21 protein-coding genes are annotated in these 23,357 nt (G+C 70.3%); 10 read left to right on the top strand and 11 right to left on the bottom strand.

From position 1 onward, the window contains the following. The first annotated feature begins 58 nt into the window (after positions 1-58). Positions 59-1,426 carry an ABC1 kinase family protein gene (locus tag FHR38_RS18910; RefSeq protein ID WP_184535914.1) on the top strand — a complete coding sequence of 456 codons (1,368 nt, stop codon included), beginning with the start codon at positions 59-61 and terminating at the stop codon, positions 1,424-1,426. A 363-nt stretch (positions 1,427-1,789) separates the two neighbouring features. Here FHR38_RS18910 and FHR38_RS18905 read toward each other — a convergent pair whose 3' ends face one another. From FHR38_RS18905 to FHR38_RS18900, 3 genes are all read right to left on the bottom strand, one after another. Then, positions 1,790-2,155 carry a WhiB family transcriptional regulator gene (locus tag FHR38_RS18905; protein WP_184535913.1) on the bottom strand — a complete coding sequence of 122 codons (366 nt, stop codon included), beginning with the start codon at positions 2,153-2,155 and terminating at the stop codon, positions 1,790-1,792. A gap of 129 nt (positions 2,156-2,284) precedes the next feature. Further along, entirely contained in the window at positions 2,285-2,542 is a 258-nt protein-coding gene (locus tag FHR38_RS32345; RefSeq protein WP_312882574.1) for a hypothetical protein, read from the bottom strand. A 123-nt stretch (positions 2,543-2,665) separates the two neighbouring features. Continuing rightward, complete coding sequence (locus FHR38_RS18900) at positions 2,666-4,900, bottom strand: ATP-dependent DNA helicase UvrD2 (protein WP_184535912.1); 2,235 nt, start codon at positions 4,898-4,900, stop codon at positions 2,666-2,668. A 75-nt stretch (positions 4,901-4,975) separates the two neighbouring features. Here FHR38_RS18900 and FHR38_RS18895 point away from each other — a divergent pair, with 75 nt between their 5' ends. The 3 genes from FHR38_RS18895 (at position 4,976) to FHR38_RS18885 (ending at position 7,169) form a co-directional block, all read left to right on the top strand. Next, positions 4,976-5,224 carry a mycoredoxin gene (locus FHR38_RS18895; RefSeq protein ID WP_184535911.1) on the top strand — a complete coding sequence of 83 codons (249 nt, stop codon included), beginning with the start codon at positions 4,976-4,978 and terminating at the stop codon, positions 5,222-5,224. A gap of 394 nt (positions 5,225-5,618) precedes the next feature. After that, on the top strand, positions 5,619-6,587 hold the full coding sequence (locus FHR38_RS18890; RefSeq protein ID WP_184535910.1) for a helix-turn-helix domain-containing protein: 969 nt from the start codon (positions 5,619-5,621) through the stop codon (positions 6,585-6,587). 276 nt (positions 6,588-6,863) lie between these two features. Next, complete coding sequence (locus tag FHR38_RS18885) at positions 6,864-7,169, top strand: hypothetical protein (protein ID WP_246446613.1); 306 nt, start codon at positions 6,864-6,866, stop codon at positions 7,167-7,169. A gap of 233 nt (positions 7,170-7,402) precedes the next feature. Here the strand turns inward: FHR38_RS18885 and nudC are convergent, their stop codons facing one another. The 3 genes from nudC to FHR38_RS18870 are packed head-to-tail and all read right to left on the bottom strand — an operon-like array spanning position 7,403 to position 11,079. After that, positions 7,403-8,392: an NAD(+) diphosphatase gene (gene nudC / locus FHR38_RS18880; protein ID WP_184535909.1), complete on the bottom strand. Its 990-nt coding sequence runs from the start codon at positions 8,390-8,392 to the stop codon at positions 7,403-7,405. Positions 8,393-8,446: 54 nt separating this feature from the next. Further along, entirely contained in the window at positions 8,447-9,772 is a 1,326-nt protein-coding gene (locus tag FHR38_RS18875) for a M16 family metallopeptidase (RefSeq protein WP_184535908.1), read from the bottom strand. Continuing rightward, positions 9,769-11,079: a M16 family metallopeptidase gene (locus FHR38_RS18870; protein WP_184535907.1), complete on the bottom strand. Its 1,311-nt coding sequence runs from the start codon at positions 11,077-11,079 to the stop codon at positions 9,769-9,771. The genes FHR38_RS18875 and FHR38_RS18870 overlap by 4 nt, the downstream gene beginning before the upstream one ends. A 149-nt stretch (positions 11,080-11,228) precedes the next feature. On the opposite strand from FHR38_RS18870, the gene FHR38_RS18865 reads away from it, so the two are divergent. Genes FHR38_RS18865 through FHR38_RS18855 form a run of 3 tightly spaced genes read left to right on the top strand, consistent with a single transcriptional unit; the run spans position 11,229 to position 14,039 of the window. Beyond that, positions 11,229-12,287 carry an ABC transporter substrate-binding protein gene (locus FHR38_RS18865; protein WP_184535906.1) on the top strand — a complete coding sequence of 353 codons (1,059 nt, stop codon included), beginning with the start codon at positions 11,229-11,231 and terminating at the stop codon, positions 12,285-12,287. Next, positions 12,284-13,078: an ABC transporter ATP-binding protein gene (locus FHR38_RS18860; protein ID WP_184535905.1), complete on the top strand. Its 795-nt coding sequence runs from the start codon at positions 12,284-12,286 to the stop codon at positions 13,076-13,078. Before FHR38_RS18865 ends, FHR38_RS18860 begins: the two co-directional genes overlap by 4 nt. After that, positions 13,068-14,039, top strand: a complete 972-nt coding sequence (locus tag FHR38_RS18855) for an ABC transporter permease (RefSeq protein ID WP_184535904.1) — start codon at positions 13,068-13,070, stop codon at positions 14,037-14,039. The genes FHR38_RS18860 and FHR38_RS18855 overlap by 11 nt, the downstream gene beginning before the upstream one ends. Before the next feature lie 99 nt (positions 14,040-14,138). On the opposite strand, the gene FHR38_RS18850 is transcribed toward FHR38_RS18855, so the two are convergent. Together FHR38_RS18850 and FHR38_RS18845 are read right to left on the bottom strand one after the other, a co-directional pair. After that, complete coding sequence (locus tag FHR38_RS18850; RefSeq protein ID WP_184535903.1) at positions 14,139-15,029, bottom strand: hypothetical protein; 891 nt, start codon at positions 15,027-15,029, stop codon at positions 14,139-14,141. A gap of 57 nt (positions 15,030-15,086) precedes the next feature. Beyond that, positions 15,087-15,317, bottom strand: coding sequence for a hypothetical protein (locus tag FHR38_RS18845; protein ID WP_184535902.1), 231 nt, complete (start codon positions 15,315-15,317; stop codon positions 15,087-15,089). Between the two features lie 167 nt (positions 15,318-15,484). Here FHR38_RS18845 and FHR38_RS18840 point away from each other — a divergent pair, with 167 nt between their 5' ends. The 3 genes from FHR38_RS18840 to FHR38_RS18830 are packed head-to-tail and all read left to right on the top strand — an operon-like array spanning position 15,485 to position 17,863. Beyond that, on the top strand, positions 15,485-15,895 hold the full coding sequence (locus FHR38_RS18840; RefSeq protein ID WP_184535901.1) for an ArsR/SmtB family transcription factor: 411 nt from the start codon (positions 15,485-15,487) through the stop codon (positions 15,893-15,895). Further along, positions 15,896-16,219, top strand: a complete 324-nt coding sequence (locus FHR38_RS18835) for a hypothetical protein (protein ID WP_184535900.1) — start codon at positions 15,896-15,898, stop codon at positions 16,217-16,219. A gap of 33 nt (positions 16,220-16,252) precedes the next feature. Continuing rightward, positions 16,253-17,863, top strand: coding sequence for a serine hydrolase domain-containing protein (locus FHR38_RS18830; protein ID WP_184535899.1), 1,611 nt, complete (start codon positions 16,253-16,255; stop codon positions 17,861-17,863). Here FHR38_RS18830 and FHR38_RS18825 read toward each other — a convergent pair. From FHR38_RS18825 to FHR38_RS18815, 3 genes are all read right to left on the bottom strand, one after another. Beyond that, positions 17,772-19,082, bottom strand: coding sequence for a DEAD/DEAH box helicase (locus FHR38_RS18825; RefSeq protein WP_184535898.1), 1,311 nt, complete (start codon positions 19,080-19,082; stop codon positions 17,772-17,774). The two genes, FHR38_RS18830 and FHR38_RS18825, sit on opposite strands and share 92 nt — an antisense overlap. Positions 19,083-19,290: 208 nt before the next feature. After that, positions 19,291-19,494 carry a transcription antiterminator/RNA stability regulator CspE gene (gene cspE, locus FHR38_RS18820; protein ID WP_184535897.1) on the bottom strand — a complete coding sequence of 68 codons (204 nt, stop codon included), beginning with the start codon at positions 19,492-19,494 and terminating at the stop codon, positions 19,291-19,293. Between the two features lie 282 nt (positions 19,495-19,776). Further along, a complete protein-coding gene (locus FHR38_RS18815) occupies positions 19,777-23,322 on the bottom strand; it encodes an ATP-dependent helicase (protein WP_184535896.1) in 3,546 nt (1,181 codons plus the stop codon). Positions 23,323-23,357 lie beyond the last annotated feature (35 nt).

The raw sequence follows: 23,357 nt of genomic DNA, 5'->3' as shown, positions 1-23,357 counted from the left end.
GGCCCGGGCCACCCGTTCGTGGCGGCGGCGACCTGACGAATTCGGTAACAATGATCTGGTGACCGACATCCCACGCCGGGCCGTCTCCCGGACCGCCAAGCTCGCCGCACTGCCGTTAGGCTTCGCCGGGCGCACCGTCCTCGGAATGGGCAAACGGGTCACCGGCCTGGCCTCGGAAGTGATCTCTGCCGAAATCCAACAGCGGACCGCCGAACAGCTTTTCAGCGTGCTCGGTCAACTCAAGGGCGGCGCGATGAAGTTCGGCCAGGCGCTGTCGGTCTTCGAGGCCGCACTGCCAGAGGAGATCGCCGCACCGTACCGCCAGGCGTTGACGAAACTCCAGGAAGCAGCCCCTCCGCTGCCGGTAGCAAGCGTGCACAGGGTGCTCGCCGAACAGTTGGGGCCGGACTGGCGGTCCCACTTCGCCGAGTTCGACGACACGCCGGCGGCAGCTGCCAGCATCGGCCAGGTGCACCAGGCCATCTGGCAGGGACCGCCAATGGACACCGCTGGCCCACCGGCCACCCGGCGGCGGGGCAAGACCGTCCGGCGACCGGTGGCGGTGAAGGTGCAGTACCCCGGCGCGGGCGAAGCGCTCCTTACCGACCTCAAGCAACTGTCCCGGCTCGGTGGCATGTTCCGCGCCATCCAACCCGGGCTGGACATCAAGCCGCTCCTGGTCGAGCTGCGCGAACGAATCGCCGAGGAACTCGACTACGAACTGGAGGCGGAGTCGCAACGGGCCTTCGCCGCCGCGTACGCCGGGGATCCGGAGATCTTCGTTCCGGAGGTGGTCGCTGCCGCGCCCCGGGTACTGATCACCGATTGGGTGGAGGGCATCCCCCTGTCGGAGATCATCCGGGACGGTACGGAGAGCCAGCGGGACCAGGCCGGCTATCTGATGGCCACCCTGCACCTCTCCGCGCCCGCCCGGGCCAAGCTACTGCATGCCGACCCGCATCCGGGAAACTTCCGACTCCTGCCGGATGGACGGCTCGGGGTCCTCGACTTCGGCGGGGTGGCCCGGCTCCCGGAGGGCGCTCCCGAACCGATCGGCCGGCTGCTCCGGCTGGCTCTCGCCGGAGAGGCTGAGGCCGTGGTGGCCGGGCTCCGAGAAGAAGGGTTCATCGGCGAGGACCCCATCGACGCCCAGGCGGTGCTCGACTTCGTGCTGCCGATGCTGGAGCCGCTCTCAGTCGATGACTTCCGCTTCACCCGAGCCTGGTTGCGGGCCGAAGCCGCCCGACTGGGCAATCCCCGGTCACCCGCCTACCAGCTGAGCCGCCAGCTCAACCTGCCACCGTCGTACCTGTTGATCCACCGGGTGACCCTCGGCTCGATCGGAGTGCTCTGCCAACTGGACGCGAAGGCACCCTACCGGTCGATCCTCGAACGCTGGCTGCCCGGCTTCGCCCACCCGGCCTGATCGAGCACGGCCCAGCCGCGTGAGCGACACCGGCGACGAAACGACCGAGGGCCGGCCGGGACGACGATTCCTCGTCTCCCCGGCCGGCCCTCGGATGCCGGACTGCCGCATCCGCGCGACAGTTATCGGATGCCCAGATCGCGGGCCGCGCGACGGCGGCCTTCCAGTGCGACGGTACGGGCGGATCGGGTTGCCTCAGTGCTCGTGGTGATGCGACCGGCCTGAGGCCGGCGCATTCGAGTCTTGGACAACGCTTCGTGGAGTAAATACATCTTCGCGGCTCCGCTCAGGGTGAAATTCTCGGTGTTCGGCTCGCTGATCAGCGCCAATGGGGCACTGTTGGTAAAACGGATCGGGAACATGTCAGGCCGCCAGCCGGACCGCGCTGCGCGATTCGGCGAACTCGTTGCCCGCCAGCCGCGCCTCGGCCTCGACCCGCAGGACGGCGTCCCGGGCGACATCCTCCTTGCGCGGACGGCCACGGGGCCGCTTGCGCGGGATGACCGCGCCACGCTCGAAGATCTCGCCGCCCCAGACACCCCACGGCTCGGCCCGCTCGACCGCACCAGCCAGGCACTCGACGCGCAGCGGGCAGTCCCCGCAGAGCGACTTGGCCAGCTCCAGCTCGGTAGGCGAGTCGGAGAACCACAGGTCAGGGTCGAACTTCCGGCAGGGCAGGTTTGCCTCAAACTCGACGCTCACGTCGAGCGTGGCCAACGCCAGACTCATCGCCCGGTCACCTCTCTCTCACTTCGATCTCGTGGATCGCTGTTTCGACGTACTTGGCGGTGTAAAACACTGAGGCCGCGGATCCCGGTAGCGGGTTCCGCGGCCTCGAGGTGAGCCGGTGGGTCTGAATCAGACCGGTCTACCTCGAGGTGGAACACCGCGAACATCCGTCCGCCGCTTGTTGCTGACGCGAATGCCCTCGCCCATGGACCCAGTGGTCCCCTTGTTTCCGGCTGGCGCAACCGCCAGGAGCAGCTCGGACTGAGCCTGGACCTGGTGCACCTGCGAAGCCGAGAAGACCTCGACAGCCCGATAGACCCGGACGGCCGACGCCGGAGCTTGGACAGCAGGCAGCGCCACCGGCAGTTTGTTCATGTAGATCTCCACCGGGACCACCTCCTGTCGAATGCTCGTCACTTACTCGGTCGTGCCCTCTGAGCAGCGTTAATGCCGCCACTCGCGAGGTGCGTCATGAGGCTATGCCTGATACCACCGCGAGGGCAAACGGTTTTACGGCTCCGTTGCGGAACTTTTTTCCGGGATTACCTCATCCACCGCCGCGCCATCGACCAGCGCGAGCACAGCGGCACCGTACAGCCCCAGCTTCCGAGGCCCGATCCCGGCGATCGCCAGCAGTTCCTCGTCCCGGCCCGGCCGCCGCTCGGCCAACGCCGTCAGGGTCGCGTCGGTGAAGACCACGTAGGCAGGAACCTTCTGCTCACCGGCGACCCGGATCCGCCACTCGCGCAGCCGCTCGTACAGCTCCTCGTCCAGGTCGGACGGGCAGGTCGGACACCGGCCGAGCTTGCGGTCGGTGCCGGCCATCAGGGTCGCGCCGCACACCCGGCAGGAGACCACCTGGATACGCCGACGGTCGGATTTCCGACCGCCGCCGGCCCCGCCCGCCGGCCGCTCACCACCAGAACGATCCAGTTGCGGCAGGAACCGGCACGGGCGGCGGGCCCGACCGCCCGGCGATCGGGCCGAGGCGTACGACAGCCAGAGCCATTCCCGGGCCCGGGTCACCCCGACGTAGAGCAGCCGGCGCTCCTCCTCGATCTGCTCGGCCGTCTTCGCGTACGTGGTGGGCAACGTGCCATCGGCGAGCCCGACCAGGAACACAGCGTCCCACTCCAGCCCCTTGGCCGAGTGCAGGGAGGCCAGGGTGACCCCCTCGACGGTCGGCACATGCTGCTGGGCGGCCCGTCGCTGCAACTCCTCGCAGAAGTCGGCCAGCGACACCGGCCGCTCCGAAACAGCAATGCCCTCTTCGCTCACGACTGCGGGGCTCGCAAGCTCTTCTCGCATTTCGGCTCGGCCGCGTCCCACGCGAGCCGCCCCGAAACGCTCGCTCCTCGCGCTCGGTGAGTACTCCTCGGCGAGTTGGACCAGGGCGGCCAGCGCCTCCCAGCGTTCTCGGGCGGCCCCGCCCGGCGGGGGTTGGCCCGGGGCCCAGCCGACCGCCGCGAGCGCGTCCACCACCGCCTGGACCAGCGGAGTATCGCCCGGGGTGGAACGGACGGCGGCCCGCAGCGCCACCATGGCCTGCCGCACCTCGGTCCGCTCGAAGAACCGTTCCGCCCCCTGTACGACGTACGGCACCTCGGCCTCGGCGAGGGCCTTCTCGTACGCCTCGGACTGCGCGTTGGTCCGGAACAACACGGCGATCTCGCGGGCTGGGGTGCCCCCGTCGATCAGTTGCCGGCAGCGGGCCGCGACCGCCGCCGCCTCGGCCGGCTCGTCGGTGAAGATCCGCACATCCGGCTCCGGGCCGGATGGACGCTGCCCGACCAGTTCCAGCCGTAGCCGTGCCTCCGCCCCTCGCGCCTGTTGGATGACCGCGTTGGCCAGTCCCACCACCTGGGGCGTGGACCGGTAGTCCCGGACCAGACGGACCACCAACGTGTCCCGCCGCTGCCGGGGGAAGTCGATCAGGTACGCCGAGGTCGCCCCGGTGAACGAATAGATGGTCTGGCTGGCGTCGCCAACCACGGTCAGGTCGTCCCGGCCACCCAGCCAGGCGTCCAGCAGCCGCTGCTGCAACGGGTTGACGTCCTGGTACTCGTCCACGACGAAGTGCCGGTACTGCGCCCGGATCTGTTCGCCGACGTCGGGATGGTCCTCGATGCCCCACACTGCTGCCCGCAGCATGTCCTCGAAGTCGATGACCCCGTTGCCGCGCTTGATCCGCTCGTAGGCGGCGAAGACCTCGGCGACCCGGGCCGGCTCGTGCGGGGTCTCCCGCAGCGCCTTGGCCGCCGCCACGACGTACTCGTCCGGCTCGACCAGGGACGACTTGGCCCACTCGATCTCGCCGGCCAGGTCCCGGGCGGCGGCCCGGTCGGTACGCAGCCCGGCGCGGGCAGCCGCCAGGGTAACCAGTCGGACCTTGCTGTCCAGTAGCTCGGGCATGGCGCGGCCATCCAGCAGGCGCGGCGCGAAGTAACGCACCTGCCGCAGTGCCGCCGCGTGGAAGGTACGCGCCTGCACCCCGGCAACCCCAAGGCTGGCGAGCCGGGTCCGCATCTCGGCGGCGGCTCGGGCCGTGAAGGTGACGGCCAACACATGTCGGGCGGCGATCTCTCCGGAGAGCACCCGGTAGGCGATGCGATGAGTGATCGCCCGGGTCTTGCCGGTACCGGCTCCGGCCAGAATGCAGACCGGTCCGACGGGTGCCGTCACCGCCGCCCGCTGTTCGGCGTCCAGCCCGGCCAGCACCCGTTCCGCGCTTGAGTCAACCGCCACAGCTAGGAATCATGTCAGCCGTTCCTGACGTTGCAGGCATTAGCCCATCAGATCAACTAGCCAAAGGACCTGATCATGCTGACGATGTACTCCACCCCCTGGTGCGGCTACTGCGCACGGCTCAAGTCGCAGCTCGATCGGGAGAACATCGAGGTTACGGTGATCGACATCGAGCAGGACCCGGCCGCCGCCGAGTTCGTGATGAGCGTCAACGGTGGCAACCAGACGGTGCCGACCGTGGTCTTCACCGATGGCACGGCCCTGACCAATCCGTCGATCGTGCAGGTCAAGCAGCAGTTGGCGACGATCGCCAACGCCGGCTGACGCGACCGCCGGTTCGGGGCGCCGTGGGCCGGTACGGCCGGCGGTGCCCCGGCACCGACCGGAGGCCGGAGAAGCAGGTACAGATCAGGACCGATGGTCCGAACTGTCGGGCAATTTCCACCTGGGACACGCTCAGGGCCAGGTCGGAGCGGGAGACGGACATGGGCATACTGATCGTGGGGGATGCATTCCGGACGGTGATCTTCGCCGTGCCGGGCGATGCCGGGGCCGACACGATCGAGAGAAGAGGTTTTCCGTGCCTCCAGCTCAGCCAAGCCCGACCAATCCTGCCGAGCCAGATCGGACCTCGCCACCAGACACAACGGCGCGGTCCGGTCCGACCACCGCACCGCCCGCCAGCGGGCACGCCAACCAGGGTGGGCAGCCCAGCCCGATGTCCCGACGCAAGCGCCTCGGTAGCGCGCTGCGTCAACTCCGCGAAAGCGCCGGACTGACCGGCGACCAGGTGATCGAACGCGCCGGTTGGGCATCGGCCTCGAAGCTCTCCCGACTGGAGAATGCGCGTAGCCGGCCTGACGAGCGCGACATCCTCAGGTTGCTCGACGTCTACGACGCCAGCGAGGAGACCCGTGCGGAACTGACCACCATCACCCGCGAAGCCGGTGACATCCGCAGCTGGTTACGCCGATTCCCGGCCATGACCGAGAGCCAGCGGGTCTATGCCGAACTGGAGTCCGGCTGCGCGGAGATCCGGGAGTACAGCCCGGTGATCGTGCCTGGCCTACTACAGACCGAGCTGTACGCGATGACCCGGATCACGTCGATGCGACCGTTGACCAGCATCTCCGACAAGCCGGAGAAGAACGAGACGGAAACCCCGGAGAACGAGGTCAGGGCCCGGAAGTCTCGGCAGGACCTGCTGCGTCAGTCGTTCGAGCCGCCGCATTATTACGCGGTGCTGGAGGAGGCAGCGCTGGGCCGCCGGGCTGGGCCGCCCGAGGTGATCCGCGGCCAACTGGCGAAGCTGCGCGAGGATGCGGAGCTGCCCAACGTCACCATCCAGGTGCTCCTCCGGGACGCGATCATCGCCGAGTGGTACCTCGCCCACACCGCGTTCTCGCTCTACCGCCTCGCCGATCCGCTGGATCCGCAGACCCTCGCCATCGAGGGCATCTCCACCAATCAGGTGCTGACCGACCACGAGGAACTCCACCGCTACAGCGTGGTCTTCGACTGGCTGCGGGCTGCGGCGTTGACACCCGAGGAGACCAGGGACTGGCTGGCCGAGAAGGCGAAGGAGTTGTCCACTCGATCGAGCCGATCCACGTTGCCGCTGGGTCAGCGGACCAAACCGCCCACCCAACGTAGTCGGCGTAGCGGCGAAAGTTTGGCAGAGCAGTAACCTCTCGACGATCACGGTCCGCCACGGACCGAAGGCTCCACCGGAAGGCTGGCACCCCCGTCACGGGGGTGACAGCCTTCCTGCATATGGCTGGCATTTGGCCATTGACCAGGCATCATCCGAACGGACAAGGTAAAAATCCGATCGTGGGGTTCGACTTGCCGACTCCGGAACGCTGCGTAACATGACGGAGAGAACGGCCGTGGAAGTTCCACGCGGCAACCACAAGATGTAGTCGCATGATCATTATCCGTCACGGTTCATCCGGAGACAGCCATGCGGTTTCTAATCGTTCGGACCGAGATCCGCGCCGCCGCTGAAGGCGATCTGGTCGCCGCATGGACCGGTGGCCGACGACTTCGGGACGAGCAGACCAGCCCTGAGCTACGCCGGCAGACCGTCCACGCGGAGGATCGAGACGCTGCCATGCTGCTGGCCCGCGCGCTGTCCACGGTCGGCGCGGTGCGCTCCGGGCGTCAGCGGGTCAAGGTATTACCCCTCCCCGACCAGTTCCCCGCCACGGCACGCCGGTGGGATCGGGAGGGCTCCCTCGGCCCCGGACGGCCAGTTCATCCCACCTAGACGACCGTCGTCGGCCGGGCCGGCTCCCCCGCCGCGCATCCGCGCATGTCGCAACCCGGCCCCGACGGCCTGAGATCTTGGTCCGTGATCGTCGCGGCAACGGCGATCACGGACCAAGACATCTCAACACCGGAGCAGGACAGCTCAATGACAGGGCAGGACCGCTCAGCAACCAAGCAGGACCGCTCAGCAACCGAGCAGGACAGCTCAGTGACAGATCGGGACCGCTCTGGCTATCGGAGACCGGCGGACCGGAGACCGCGTTCACCGACCGCCTCGTCCAGCCACCGGTGCAGCAGGAAGTGCGCGATCGACGCGGGCGTCGGCAGGCTGGCCCGCCGACCATCGCCGGCATCGACCGGCTCACCAGCCAGTATTGTGGCGATCTCCCGACGGGTGAACCAGCGCGCCTGGGAGATCTCGGCGGGATCGGGCTGGATCGGCTGCTCCGGATCTGCCTGGGCCAGAAACCCCAGCATCAGCGAGCCGGGATACGGCCAGGCCTGGCTGCCGGCGTACCGGATCTGGCTCTCGTCGAGGGCGAGCCCGACCTCCTCACCGACCTCGCGGACCACCGCCGCCTCCGCCGACTCGCCCGGCTCGACGTAACCCGCCAGGCAGGAGAACCTTCGGACACCGTCCCGGTCGGGCCAGGCGGTGTTGTTGCCAAGCAGGCAGCGCCCGGCCGGGCCGGCTCCCCCATCGTGCACCAGGACGATCATGGCCGGGTCGGTACGCGGCCAGGTCTGCCCGCCCGCGTCGTCCGATCGCGACCAACCGCCCTCGCCCGCCACCGTGGGCAACCCGGTGTCGGCCGAGTACGTGTGTCGCAGATGCCAGTTGGCCAGCGCCACGGCGGTGGCGAACAGCCCGGCGTCCCAGTCGGACAGCAGGTGCCCGACCTCGCGCAGCGCCACCGCCCGGGTCTGCGGCACCGTCGGTAGTGGGGCGTCGATCGCGAACACCGGTGTGCCGTCGGACGCCACCCCGAGGAACAGCCGATCACCGACGTCCCGGACACCGACGGCACCGGCGTCGAACAACACCAGCTCCGGACTGCCCTCCGCTGCGGTGACCAGGGCCAAGCCGCCGCCCGCGGTGTCCACCACCAGCACCCGGGCCCGCTGCCAGGCCGTGGCCAGCCACTGCTCGTCGGTCCGCCGATGCGCGGCCCGATCGAGGGTCGGACGGGCCAGCGGCAGGCCCGCCCGCTCTCCCGTCATGACGGCGTGGCCGCCCGTCCGACCGTCATGACGGCGTGGCCCTCCGCTCGACCGTCATGATGGCAGGGCCGCCCGTTCGATCGGGGTCAGGACCGCCAACGAGGGCTCGATCCGCTCGGCGTCACCGAGTACGACGGTGACCGCCCGCGCCGGCGCGAGGTAGGTCGCCGCGGCCCGCGCCACGTCGTCCCGAGTGGCCTTGGCCAGCCGCTCGGCGTGCTTGGCGAGGAAGTCCAGGCGCAGCCCGACCCCGGCGTACGCGCTGGCCACCGCCGCCAGCCCGGCCTGGGTGGACATCCCCAGTTGCAGGGTGCCCAGGGCGTACTGCCGGGCCTGCTCCAGCTCGTCCTCCTTCGGTGGCAGCGAGGCCAACCGGCCGAGTTCGTAGGTCGTCTCCAGCAGCGCCGGCCCGGTCACCTCGGTGGCCACCTCGGCGGCGATGACCAGCGCGGAGCCGGCCACCGAATGCTCGACCATCGAGTGCGGCCCGTAGGTGTAGCCCTTGTCCTCGCGGATGTTCTCCACCCAGCGGGAGGAGAAGTAGCCGCCGAAGACCAGGTTGGCCAGTTGCAATGCCGCGTGGTCGGGGTGGGTACGCGGCACCGCCGGCAGCGCCAGCCGCATCGACGACTGCACCGAGCCGGGCCGGTCGACCAGGAGCAACGGTCCCGGCGTCAGCGGCGGCGTGGGCGGCAGCTCGGTCGGACGACCGGTGCTGTCCCAGCCGCCCAGCGCCTGCTCGGCGGCGTCGATCGCCCGCTCCGGGTTGAGGTCGCCGACGAGCAGCAGCACCGCCCCGTTCGGGTGCACCCGCTCGGCGTGCAGTTTGCGCAGGTCGGCCGGGCGGACGGCGCGTACCTGCTCCGGCTCCGGGGTCTGCACGGCGTACGGGTGCGTGCCGTACATCCGCTTGAGCAGCGCCTCCCGGGCCAGGTGGGCCGGCTGACTCTGGGCAACCTGAATGTGGTCGACGAGCCGGTCCCGCTCGATCTCCACCTCGTCGTCGGGGTACGCGGCACCGGTCAGCACCCCGGCGAGGAGTTCCAGGATCCGGTCGAGGCCGGTGGCCAGGCTGTTACCGGCGACCATCAGCCGGTCCGGGTCGAGCCCGGCCGACAGGCCGCCGCCCACCGCCTGCAACTCGGCGGCGATCTCCACGCTGGACATGGTGTCGGTGCCGGCGAGCAGGGTCTGCGACAGCATCACGCTGCGGGCCAGGTGTCCCGGGCCGAACGGCAGCCAGAGCCGTAGCTCGACCAGGGGCACGGCCGGCCGCCGGATGGCGATCACCGTCAGCCCGTTGGGCAGCGTCCGTTCCACCTCGGTGGGCACCTTGAGCTTGCGGTTCGGCCCGAGGGCGGGCAGCGTGCGTACCGTCATTTGCCACCTCCGGGGACGACCTCGATCGATGCCCGGCGCTGCGGCTTCAGGGCCGCCGCCGCCGTGCGGACCTGCTCCTCGGTGACCTCACCGACCAGCCGGGGTAGTTCGTTGAGCAGCCCCGGCTCGCCGCGCTGCTGTTCGAGGACGGCCATCTGCAACGCCCGCCCGAGCACCGCGTCGGTATCGCGCAGCAGGTGGGTGGCCATGCGGGCCTGGATACGGTCGAGTTCACCGTCGGCGAGCCCGTCGGTGGCCAGCCGGTCGAGTTCCTCGTCGACGGTGCGCAGCACCTTGTCCACGTCGCCGCCGGGCGGCAGGTGCGACTGGAGCAGCAGCACGGTGGGGTCCCGTACGTCGAACGGGTCACCCATGAAGCCGAGGTAACCGCCGACGCTGGTGACCGTACGGTCGCGCAGCACCAGGCGCTCGACGAGCCGGGAGGCGTCCCCGTCGGTCAGCACCTCGGCGAGCACCACGTAGGGCAGGTAGTCGGCGAAGTGGGTGATCGGGTCGGGCACCCGCCAACCGCTGGCCACGGCGGGTAGCGGCGCCAGCCGGTCGACGTACGACTCACGCCGCTCGGCGGTGAGGTCCGGCTCGGCGAAGTCCGGGCGGGTCGGGGCGGGTCGGGCCGGCACGTCCCCGAAGTGCCGCTCGACCAGCGCGGTGGCCTCAGCGACGTCCAGGTCACCGCTGACCGCGAGGACCGCGTTGCCGCAGGCGTAGTAGCGGTCGAAGAAGTCGGCCGCGTCGGCGACGGTGGCGCTCTCCAGGTCGTCGAAGGACCCGTAGCCGTCGTGGGCGTTGGGGAACGTGTCGAACATGACCGGGGGCAGCTTCAGCCAGGGGAAACCGCCGTACGGCCGGTTGAGCACGTTGACCCGGATCTCCTCCTTGACCACGTCGACCTGGTTGCGCAGGTTCTCCTCGGTCAGCCGAGGGCCGCGCATCCGGTCCGCTTCGAGGAAGAGCGCCCGTTCGAGAGCGTTGCTGGGCAACGTCTCGTAGTAGTCGGTGTAGTCCAGGTGGGTGGAGCCGTTGAAGGTGCCGCCGGCCCCCTGCACGTGCCGGAAGTGCGCCAGCTTCTCCAGACTCTCCGAGCCCTGGAACATCAGGTGTTCGAAGAGATGCGCGAAGCCGGTCCGCCCCTCCGGTTCGGATCGGATGCCCACGTCGTAGACGACCGCGACCCCGATCACCGGGGCACTGCGGTCGGGGGTGAGCACCACCCGAAGGCCGTTGTCGAGGGTGAACCGCTCGACCGGATACTTCGTCGCTGGAATTCTCGATCTCCGCGCCGCCACGCACCGACCCTAGCGTGTCCGCCCGCTGATCTACGGACCCCGGGTGGTTTGCCCGACTTCCCAGGATGTGGATGACCGCTTGACCGAGCCAGCCGATCAACCCACTCTTCCTATCAACTAAGTAGGAAAACTATGGATTGGATGGCGCGATGAGACGTCTCCCGTACCGCCGACTCGGCACCCTGGCCGCCCTCGCGGCCGTGGCCGTCGCGACGCTCGGCACCACCGGGTGCGGCAGCGACGACAGCGCGACCGCCAACGGCGGCCCGGTCACCCTCCGGCTCGGCTACTTTCCGAACATCACCCACGCCCCCGCTGTGGTCGGCGTGGAACGCGGCATCTTCGCCGAGAAGCTCGGCAGCAACGTCAAGCTCGACACCAAGACCTTCAATGCCGGCCCAGCCGCCATCGAGGCGATCTTCTCCGGCGCGTTGGACGCCACCTACATCGGCCCGAACCCGACGGTCAACGCCCACTCCAAGTCCAAGGGCGACGCGGTACGCGTCATCTCCGGTGCCGCCTCCGGCGGGGTGGCCCTGGTCGTCAAGCCCGGGATCGACAGCGCCGAGGACCTACGCGGCAAGAAGATCGCCACTCCGCAGTTGGGCAACACCCAGGACGTGGCCATCCGCCACTGGCTCAAGGAGAAGGGACTCCGGACCACCAGGGAGGGCGGCGGCGACGTACAGATCGTGCCGCAGGAGAACGCGCAGACCGTGGAGACCTTCGGCACCGGGGCCATCGACGGTGCCTGGGTCCCCGAACCGTTCGTCTCCCGACTGGTCAACGCCGGCGGCAAGGTGCTGGTCGACGAGCGGGACCTGTGGCCGGACAAGCGGTTCGTCATCACCAACCTGATCGTCAGTACGAAGTTCCTCAAGGCCCACCCGGACGTGGTACGCAAGCTCGTCGAAGGTCAGGTGGCCGCCAACGAGTTCGTCAACAGCCGCCCCGACGAGGCGCAGCAGGCGATCTCCGCGCACATTGGCAAGATCACCGGCAAGCCGCTCGACCTCGCACTCATCAAGCAGGCCTGGACCACGTTGGAGTTCCTCAACGACCCGATCGCGTCCTCACTCAGGACCGGACTGGACCACGCGGTCGCCGTCGAGCTGACCCAGCCGGTCGACCTCGACGGCCTGTACGACCTGAGCTACCTCAACGAGGTACTCAAGGCCCAGGGCAAGACCGAAATCCCCCAGCCATGACCACCCGTACCGCACCGCAGCGCACGACCACCGCCGTCGCACTCTCCGGCGTGACCAAGGTGTACGGCCGGGGCGACAACGCCGTACTGGCCCTGGACGGGGTGGACCTCGACGTCCGGGCCGGCGAGTTCGTCTGCCTCGTCGGCGCCTCCGGCTGCGGCAAAAGCACCCTGCTCAACCTGGTCGCCGGGCTCGACCAGGTGACCTCCGGGGCGGTCCAACTCACCGGCGACTCGCTCGACGGTCCAGCCGTCCGGCCCGGGTTCATGTTCCAGGAACCGGCCCTCTTCCCCTGGCTGACCGTGGCGGCCAACATCGAGGTGCCGTTGAAGCTGCGCGGCCTCGCCCGCGCCGACCGCCGGGCCCAAGTCGCCGAACTGCTGGAGACGGTCCACCTGACCGGATTCGGCCGGCACCGCCCGCACGAACTCTCCGGCGGAATGCGGCAACGGGTGGCGTTGGCCCGCACGCTCGCCCTGGACACCCCGGTGCTGCTGATGGACGAGCCGTTCGGGGCGCTGGACGCGATGACCCGCGACCTGCTACACGACGAACTGGAACGGATCTGGTCGCAGCGGCGACTGACCGTCCTCTTCGTCACCCACAACGTACGCGAGGCGGCCCGCCTCGCCGACCGGATCGTGCTGCTCTCCAGCCGGCCCGGCCGAATCATCCACGACACCCGGGTCGATGTACCCCGGCCACGCCGGATCGACTCCCCCGAGATCGCGGCCATCGCCGCCGAGGTCACCGACCGACTGCGTACGGAGGTGGGCCGCCATGGCCAGTGACACGATCACCACCACCGCGACTACCGACGCCGCCAATCGGGAGGCTGACGCCGCCACCCAGGAAGCCGACGCGGCCGCTCGGGGAGCTGACGCCGCCACCCGGGGAACCGGCCGGGAGACCATCTCCGGGCTCGACGCCCTGGAGATCGCCAGTCGGGAGAAGACCGCCTCTCGGGCCCGGCTGCTCTGGGCCTCGACCTGGCCCAAGCTCACCGCTCTCGGCCTGGCGGTGCTGGCCTGGCAGGCGGTGGTCTGGAGTGGCTGGAAGCCCGAGTACGCCCTGCCCGGTCCGGTGACGGTCGGCCGGGACCTGGGCGGTTACCTGGTCGACCCGGCACTCTGGAACGGCCTGGCGACCACCGGCCGGCGGGCCGTCGTGGGCTTCGCCGCAGCGGTGACGGTAGGTCTGCTCCTGGGCCTGGCCGTGGCCCGGGTACGGGTGTTACGCGCCGCCCTCGGCTCCATGATCACGGCCTTGCAGACCATGCCGTCGATCGCCTGGTTCCCCCTGGCGATCCTGCTGTTCCAACTCAGCGAACAGGCCATCTTCTTCGTGGTGGTGCTCGGCGCGGCACCCTCGATCGCCAACGGCGTCATCCACGGCGTCGACTACGTACCGCCCCTGTTGCTGCGGGCCGGCCGCAACCTGGGAGCCCGGGGCATCAGCCTCTACCGGTACGTCATCGCACCGGCCGCGTTGCCGGCGATCGTGGCCGGCCTCAAGCAGGGCTGGGCGTTCGCCTGGCGCAGTCTGATGGCTGGTGAACTGCTGGTGGTCATCGCGACGAAGACCTCCATCGGCGCACAGCTCACCTATGCCCGGGAACTGTCCGATGCCGAGCGGCTGATCGCGATCATGATCGTGATCCTGCTGGTGGGGCTGCTGGTGGACGCGGCATTCGGCGCGGCCGACCGGGCCATCCGCCGACGTTGGGGGATATTGGACAGCACGGCCGGCTGAGGCATCGGATACGGGTAGCGCAGTTCCAGACCGTTCTAGACCCTGGTGGATCGTGGCCTCCCGAGGGGTCATTTCCCACCAAGGTCTGCCCGGCGGGCACTAGCGGACCCGCACCGAGTTCAGCACCTGGTCGACCACCGGGTCGTACTGTCGGTGGGTGCCGGGAATCGAGATGTAGAGGATGGCGGCGGTCGGCCGACCAACGTCGATGCAGGCCACCGCCGCCAACTCGTCGGTGGCCCGTAGGCCCGGCCGGCTGAAGTGCAGCCGGAACACCGCCACCCACGCGGGTCGACCGCCGATCGTGGCCCGCTCGTCCCGGATCGGCTCCATCCGGTTCGGCTGCGGGTAGTACTCGGCGCGCACGTCGTCGGCGACCCGCCGGCCGACACACTCGATGTCGAGTATCAGGGCGTCGTTGTCGGCGGCCGGCACCGCGGCGGACAGGATCGAGGCGTGGTAGTCGCTGAAGCCGTTGTACTGCGGTTCGGTGACGAAGTGCTGCCCGACCTTGTACGGCACCTCCAGCGCCCCGGCGTTCCACAGCACGTCCCACGGTTGCCAGGGTGCACCGAGGGCGGCGTACGAGATCCCGGCCTCCTGGTCGACGGTCCGGGCACCGGACGGCGGCGGGCCGGGGTCAACGGGGGGCTGGTCGGTCCTCGCCGGGGGCGAGGCGGGCGGGGGGCACATCCGAGCCAGCTGGGGTCGGGTGTCGGGCGGTGCCTCGTAGTCGTCGCCGAGGATCCGGGGATCACCGGAGAGCACCATCGCGAGGACGACGGCCAGGCCGGCCGCCAATACGGCCAAGGCCGCGCCGCCGAACCACCACAGTCGACGCCGCTGACGGTTACGCGGCTCGGATGCCGGTGAAGCGGCGTCGGAGCGGGCGGTCACCGACGGCGTCCCCAGCCGGGTGACCATGCCCGCCGACCAACTCGGTCCGGACCTCGGTCCGGACTCGGGGGGCGGGGGCGTGGTGGAAGCCATCCCCTCTAGTGAACACCACCGACTGGCTGACCCGAGTCATCGGATCGTCAGCTCGGGTCAGCCGGCCGGGAAGGCGGTCAGGTCGGACCTGGACCCGGAGTGTTCCGTCGGTCGTACCGGCGTTGGAGACCGACCCGGCGCGTACATCTCGACCACCACCGGCAGATCGGTCGAGGTGGCTGCGTCGTACCACGGGGTGAACGCGGCGAGCAGGGCGAGCAGGAGCCCGACGAGGGCGAGCGTGAGTACCACGAGAAGTTCCCGCACCGCCTCACCAACCATGGCCACCTCTCCAGACTTCCTGGGACGCCGGGCCTTCCCTAGGGGAACAGGCTCGCGGGTCGCCCGTCCCGGCACAGTCGTCCATCCGACTTGACTTCACGACGAACCGGGTGTCAGCCTGATCCGACAGGGGTGTCAGCTATTTCTGACACCCGGGGAGGACGTGGGACGGGATGCACGACGAAGCGGGACTGCCCAGCGACTCAGGACTGTCGGGCGACTCAGGACTGGCCGGTGGCTCAGGACCTACCGACGGCTCAGGGCCGTCGGGCGACGAACTGCTGCTGGTGCTGGCCGCCCTGGCCAGTCCCCATCGGCTACGGATCATCGCCGCGCTCACTCCCGGACGGAACTACGTCAGCGAACTCGCCCGCCAGCTCCAGATGAACCGCCCGCTGCTCTACATGCACCTCCAGCGCCTTGAAGCTGCCGGCCTGGTCAACGGCACGTTGGAGACATCCCGGGACGGCAGCTCGGTGAAGTACTTCGAGGTGGTGCCGTTCGCGATGGCACTCACCCCGGAGGCGATCGCGGAAGCCGTACGGACCCTGAGCACCGAAAGCCCCGAAAAGAAAGGGAAGTAAGTGGACACCACACCTGTCATCGCGTTGGACCTCGCCCAGACGGCCTCCATCGGCTCGATGGTGATGCTCGTCGCGCTGGTCGCCATCGTCGCGTTCGTGGGCCTGAGCGTCTACCGCACCCGGCACTCCGCCACCCGGGAGACCCACTACCGCACGCTCGCCGAACAGGCCACCACCGCCGAGGCAAGGTTCGCCGACGGTACGCAGGCCACAGTGGTTGAACTCCAGGGCGTACGCGCGGAGCTGAAGAACACCCACACCGAACTGGCAGCGGTCAAACAACGCCTGGCCGCCCTGGAGAAGCTGCTCAGCCAGATCGGTTGAGCAGCAGGACGATCGGACCAGACGGGGACAAAGATGAAGATCCTTGCACGCCTGGTGACAGGCGTGGCCTTTCTGGCCGCCCTACTCACCTCAGCCCTGCCAGCGGCCGGTACGCCGCCGGCCGACGAGTTCGCCGAAGTGGACTCGTACCTGAGCCGACAGCTGGCCGACCTCCAGACACCGGGCAGTGGCGTGGCGATCGTGCGGGGCGACCAGGTCGTCTACCAGCGAGCCTGGGGTGTCGACGGCGACGGCCAGCCGGTCACCGGGCAGACGCCGTTCCTGTTGGGCTCGGTCGCCAAACCGTTCACCGCACTGGCGGTGCTGCAACTGGTCGAGGCGGGACGGGTGGCCCTCGACACACCGGTCCGGCACTACCTCCCGTGGTTCCGCGTCGCCGATCCGGCGGCGACGGAGCTGATCACCGTACGGCAACTCCTGACCCACACCAGCGGCCTGCCCGGCATCGAGGGCAGTAACCTGACCGACCGGGCCGACAACACCCCGGACGGCCTGACCCGGTCGGTACGGGACCTCGCCCGGCTACGCCCTACTGCCGCCCCGGGGCAGACCCACCAGTACAGCAGCGCCAACTACCAGATCCTCGGTGCGCTCGTCGAGGCGGTCACCGGGCAACCGTTCGGGACGTACCTGCGACGCGACGTGCTCGATCCGCTGGACATGCGGCACACCGCCACCACTTCGGCCGAGGCGGCGGCGGTCGGCCTCACCGCCGGCCACCGTTACCACTTCGGTCGCCCGCAACGCTTCGACCTCCCGTACGACACCTCCGGTGTGCCGTACGGCTATCTGGCGGCGAGCCTCGACGATCTGACCCACTTCGCCATCGCTCAGCTCAACGACGGGCGGTACGGGAATACCCGACTGCTCTCCGCTTCGGGCATCGCGCAGGCGCACACCAATCAGATGCCCGTCGGTGGCGGTGGCCGATACGGGCTGGGCTGGCGGGACACCGTTCTCACCGGCACCGGCACCGACACCGACACCCGGATCGTCTGGCACGCCGGGGCCGTCCCCAACTCCTTCAGCCACGTCCTGCTCGTACCCGGCTCGGACCTGGCGGTGGTCGTACTGTCCAATGTCTACAGCCTGGCGATGGACCCACCGCTGACCGGCATCGCGTTCGACGTCGCCCGGATCCTGCACGGCGGCGCCCCCACCATGGCGGAGCCGGACCCCCTCCTGACCGGGGCACTCATCGCCATGGTCACGATCGCCGGCCTGCTGCTCGCCGGTCTGGTGTGGACGCTGGTACGGGCAATCCGGCGGCGTCGGTCGGCAAATCGGCCGAGCGGGGCACCGACCCGGGGCCGGCTCCTCGCCACCACCGTCGGCTGGCTGGTCGGCTGCGCCGCCCTGGCGATCGGGGCAGTCTGGGGGCTACCCGCCGCGTCGGGTGCCGGCCCGGCGCAGGTGCTGCTCTGGGCACCGGACCTCGGGCAGACCAGCGTGGCCGTCGCGGTGCTCGCCACCACGCTCGCGCTGGTCCGCATCGTCCTCGCCGGACACGCTCTGGCCGACCTGCGCCGCGCTAGGTTGTCGACTGCTGACCCGGGCGACGCCGGGGGCGACGCGGCCGACCGGAGCCACGGTGCGCGGATCGAGCCGCCGGTGCCGGTTTAGCCGCCGCTGCCGGCTGGGCCGGTGGCGCAATGGTCGCCGGCACCCCGGACGGAACGCGCGCCCCGGTCACCCGGACCAACTCCGGGTCACCGGGGCGGACCCGAATCGACTCCGGCTTGATCCCGGCGGTGCTCATCAGCCGGGACACGTCCCGGCGCTGCTCCGGCAGCACCAGGGTGACCACACCGCCCGACTCACCGGCCCGAGCGGTCCGGCCGCCCCGGTGCAGGTAGTCCTTGGCCTCCGTCGGCGGGTCCACGTTGACCACCAGGTCGAGCCCGTCGACGTGGATGCCGCGCGCCGCCACGTCGGTCGCGACCAGGGTGGTCACCTGGCCGGTGCGAAACTGCTCCAGGATCCGGGTCCGCTGCGGCTGCGACTTGCCACCGTGCAGGGCCGCCGCCCGTACGCCGGCGGCCAGCAGTTGCCGGGCCAGGCGGTCCGCACGGTGCTTCGTACCCATGAACAGGATGGTGCGGCCCTCGCGGGCGGCGATCTGGGTGAGCGTGGCGGCCTTGTCGGCCAACTCCACGTGCAGGACATGGTGGGTCATCGCGGTGACGGTGGCGGTGCCCGGGTCGACCGAATGCGACACCGGGTTGGTCAGGAACCGCCGGACCAGCCGGTCGACCCCCCGGTCCAGGGTGGCGGAGAAGAGCATCCGCTGCCCGTTCGGGGCGACCTGCTCCAGCAGCTTCGTGACCTGCGGCAGGAAGCCCATGTCGGCCATCTGGTCGGCCTCGTCCAGCACCGTGATGGCCACCTGGTCGAGCCGGCAGTCCCCCCGGTCGATCAGGTCGTGCAGCCGGCCCGGTGTGGCCACGACGACCTCGGCACCGGCCCGCAGGGCGTCCGCCTGACGGCGCAGCGACAGGCCACCGACCACGGTGGCACACCGCAGCTTGACCGCCTGGGCGTACGGTGCCAGCGCCGTGGTGACCTGCTGGGCGAGTTCACGGGTGGGCACCAGCACCAGGGCCAGCGGCTGGCCCGGGCGGGCTCGGCGACCGGCGGTCCGGGACAGCAGCGGCAGGCCGAAGGCGAGGGTCTTACCGGAACCGGTACGGCCCCGGCCGAGTACGTCCCGACCGGCGAGCGAGTCGGGCAGGGTGGCCGCCTGGATCGGGAACGGCTCGGTGATGCCGTTCGCGGCCAGCGCGGCGTGCAGCACGGGCGCCAACTGTGTGTCGGCGAACGTATTGATGGCAGGGGTAGTCATGTGGAGCCTTCCTCGATGGCGGCACGTGTCGAGGAAGGCTCGTCAGGCGGAAAGCCGCACAGGCGAGCGCTGCCGCTGGGGTAGGACCACCGCCAACGGTCGCAAGCACGAACCGGAATAGAAGCGCGGGATCCGACCCGTGCCGGTAGGCACGGGTCGGCCGCGTCACCGCGCCCGGAGGGCGCGGTAGGACTGAGCGATGCCCAGCTCAGACGGGGCGGATGTTCTCCGCCTGCGGGCCCTTCTGGCCCTGGGTCACCTCGAACTCGACCCGCTGGTTCTCCTCCAGGCTGCGGTAGCCGGAAGACTGGATCGCGGAGAAGTGGGCGAAGACGTCAGCGCCGCCGCCGTCCGGGGTGATGAAGCCATAGCCCTTGTCAGCGTTGAACCACTTGACGGTGCCAATTGCCATTTGTTTCGTCTCCTTGACGGAACGATCGGGCCCGCTTGTGCAGCGGATCCGAGGAGGGTCGTCCGCGCCGACTTGCGCGGATCGGTGTCGCGCTGGTCGCCCCGCCCGGAGAACTCCGGACACAACAAAGCGCGCCTGGGGCCACAATCCCGCCAGGCGCACACAGAGTCTCTGGGAACCAAAACTGCAACTCGATCATCCTAGCACAGACGCCCATCTCCGCCAGGGCTCGCCCACCCCGGGCTGGGTCGGCTCGGCTCGCTCCAGCCCGACTTACTTGGGTCAGTTGGGGTGTCCCGCCTCGGGTAGCCCCGCCACCAGCGCCGCCAATCCGTCAACGTCGAGCAGGTCGGCCGGACGTACAGTGGTGCCCTCGCGGACGTAGTGGAATGCGGCCCGCACGTGCTCGACCGGCACCCCGGCCAGTTCTGCCCAGGCCAGCCGGTACGCGGCCAACTGCACCGCCGCAGCGGCGGCCTCGGGGCCGGACGGTTGCCGACCGGTCTTCCAGTCGACCACGTCGTACCGGCCACCGGGGGCGGTGAACACCGCATCCATCCGGCCTCGAACCACCACCCCGGCGACGACTGTGGCGAACGGCACCTCCACCTCGATCGGCACCCGTTCGGCCCACTCGCTGGCCAGAAACCGCTCCTGCAACTCGATCAGGGCCTCGTCGGGGGCGGCGTCCTCGTCGGCCGCGCCCGGCAACTCGTCCACGTCCAGCAGACGATCCGCGCCGAACCGCTGCTCCAGCCAAGCGTGGAAGGCGGTGCCTCGGCGGGCGTACGGGTCGGGGCGGACCGGCATCGGGCGACGCAGCGTACGCGCCAGCGCCTGCGGATCGCGGCGCAACGCCACCAGTTGCGAGACCGACAGGTGGCCGGGCAGGGCCACCTCGACCGGGCCGTGCCGGTAGGCCAGCCGGTCCCGCTCGGCGAGCAGCAGGGCGGCCTCCTGCCGCCATCGCACGATGTCCGGATCGGCCTCCCCCGCGGCCGGCCCCGCCACGCCCTCCGTCGTCGGCCCCGCCACGTCCTCTGCTGTCGGCCCAGCATCGGGCGAGGAGTCGACCTCTGCCGTCGGCCCAGGCTCGAACGGCGGACCAGGCTCGGCCGGCAGGCCGGTCGCAGGCGACGGACCAGGCTCGAACGGCGGGCCAGGCTCGGCCGGCGGGCCGGCGACGAGGAACTGTCGGACCAGATTCGCCGCCTCGGCCATCACCGGTCGGCGGGCACCCAACGGATCGGCCGGCCACTCGGCCCGTAGCACCACCTCGGTGGTCGGGTTGACCGCGTCCCCGGCCGGCTCGGGTGCCCAGGTGTCGATCACGTAGCCGTCGTCCGGGCCACCGGCGCGCTGGCCGTCGAGGCAGCAGTCGTACACCTCCTGCAGGAACACCGACGGGCCTCGGGGCCGCTTCGTGCCCTCCCCCCACCAGTAGCCGGAACAGAGCAGCAACCGCCGGGGCCGGGTCACCCCGACGTACGCCAGCCGGCGCTCCTCACGTTCGTCGTGCGCCCACCAGTGCTCGGTGAAGGTGGTCAGCGCCCGCGCCACCCCCTTCTGGTCCTCGGCACTGTCGAGATCCAACTCGGGCAGCCCGTCCGCGTCGCCGCGCAACGGAAACGGCAGCACACCGAGCCCGCGCAGGTAGTGGTCGGAGTTACGGACCGGCCCCGGCCAGACCCCTCGGCTCAGCCCGGCCACCGCGACCACGTCCCACTCCAGGCCCTTGGCGGCGTGCGCGGTGAGGATCTGCACCGCCCCCTCCACCACCTCCACCTCGCCCGGAGCCAGCCCGCGCTCCTCGTCCTCGGCGGCGGTGAGGAAGGCCAGGAAGCTGGAGAGCTGCCCGCCTCCGGAATCGCTGGCGAACCGGGCGGCCACGTCACCGAGCGCGTCGAGATGCCCCCGGGCCAGGCCGGCGTCACCGCCGCGCCCGTCCACGCCGGCCCGGACCGCCACCTCCACGTCCAGACCGATGGTGCGCTCCACGTCGGCGAGCAGGTCGGGCAAGGGCTGGTCGAGGCGGTAGCGCAGCAGCGCGAGTTCCCGCCCGTACGCGCGCAGCCGGGCGTAACCCTCTGCCGAATAGTTCTGCGCCGCCCCCAGATCGGCCAGTGCCTCGACGAGCGTGGCCTCGTCCAGCCGGTCGACCACGATCTCCGGCTCGTCCGGGGAGCGACCGGGCATCTCCAGCCGGGCGGTGGCGATCTCCTTCGCCCGACGGTGCAACGCCACCAGGTCCCGAGGGCCGATCCGCCACCGGGCACCGGTCAGCAGCCGCAGCAGCGACGCCCCATCGGTCGGGTCGGACAGCACCCGCAGGGTGCAGACGACGTCGCGTACCTCCGGGGTGTCGAGCAGCCCACCGAGCCCGACCACCTCCACCGGCAGACCCCGGGCCCGCAGCGCATCCTCGATGGCGGGAATCTGACTGCGTACCCGAACCAGCACCGCGCTGCTCGGTCGCTGCTCCACCGGAATGTGCTCGGGCAGCGCGTCAGGCATCCGGGCCGCACCCCGCCACGCGGTGAGCAGGCTCTCCGCGATCCACGCCGCCTCGTCCTGGTACGTCTCCAGCAGCGCACAGCGGACCGTGCCGCCGGCTGCCCCGCCCGGGGTACGAGCCGGAATCGGCTCGGCCACCCGGAACGCGGCGGCCAACTCGGCGACCCGGGCCCCGGCCGCCCGCAGCGGGGTGGAGAGCCCGTTGGCCACGCCCAGGATCTCCGGGCGGTTGCGCCAGCTCGTCGTCAACGTCAGCACCTCGGCCGGCCGGCCGTCGCGCGGGGTGAACTCGCCCGGAAATCGGTCCAGCGTGCCGGCGCTGGCTCCCCGCCAGCCGTAGATGGACTGGCACGGGTCGCCGACCGCGGTGACCGGGTGACCATCACCGTAGAGCGAGCGCAGCAGCACCACCTGCGCGTGGCTGGTGTCCTGGTATTCGTCCAGCAACACCACCCGGTAGCGGTCCCGCTCGATCACCCCGACCTCGGGATGATCCCGGGCGACCCGGGCCGCCCGGGCCATCTGGTCGCCGAAGTCCATCGCCTCGAAGTCCAGCTTCCGCTGGTCGTACGCGCGAACCAGGGGCAACAGCCGCAGCCGGATCTGCTGGATGGTCAACGCCTTGCGCACGTCGGCGTAGACCTTGCCCGGTCGGGACTGCACGTCGGCGAAGAACCGGCCGGTCCAGGCGGCCAGTTCGGCCGGGGTGACCAGGTGCTCGGCCAGCTCGCCGGCGAGCGCCAGCACGGCGTCGGTGATCGTGCCGGGGGCCCGGTCCACCTCGGACATGTCCCCGTCGTAGTTGCGCACCAGCAGGTCGACCAGTTGCCAGCGGGACGCCTCGGTGAGCAGCCGGGTGGCGGGTTCGTATCCGGCACGTAGCCCGTGCTCGGTGACGATGCGAGCCGCGTACGAGTGATAGGTGGCCACCGTCGGCTCGCCATCGAGCTGGTCGCCACCGGGAACCCGGCCCTCCCGGCCCAGCCGCCGAATCAGCTGGTCGAGCCGGGTACGGACCCGGTGGGCGAGTTCGCCGGCCGCCTTGCGGGTGAAGGTAAGGCCGAGGATGTGCTCGGGGCGGACGTGCTCGTTGGCCACCAGCCAGACCACCCGGGCGGCCATCGTCTCCGTCTTGCCGGAGCCGGCACCGGCCACGACCAGCAGTGGTTCGACCGGGGCGGCGATGATCGCCGCCTGTTCCCGGGTGGGGGCGGGCTGACCGAGCAACCGGGCCAGCTCCACCGGGGTGAAGCGTGGGCCGGCGTCGGCCGTTCGCTGCGGCGGGGCCGGGGCGAACAGGGACGGCTGAGTCAAGGTTTCTCCCCCGGCTTTCGCTGCCCTGTCTGATG

It is taken from the genome of Micromonospora polyrhachis, from assembly GCF_014203835.1.
GTDB classification, from domain to species: Bacteria; Actinomycetota; Actinomycetes; order Mycobacteriales; family Micromonosporaceae; genus Micromonospora_H; species Micromonospora_H polyrhachis.
Note: the sequence above shows the minus strand (reverse complement) of the source record. Positions and strands in the feature narration are given on the sequence as shown.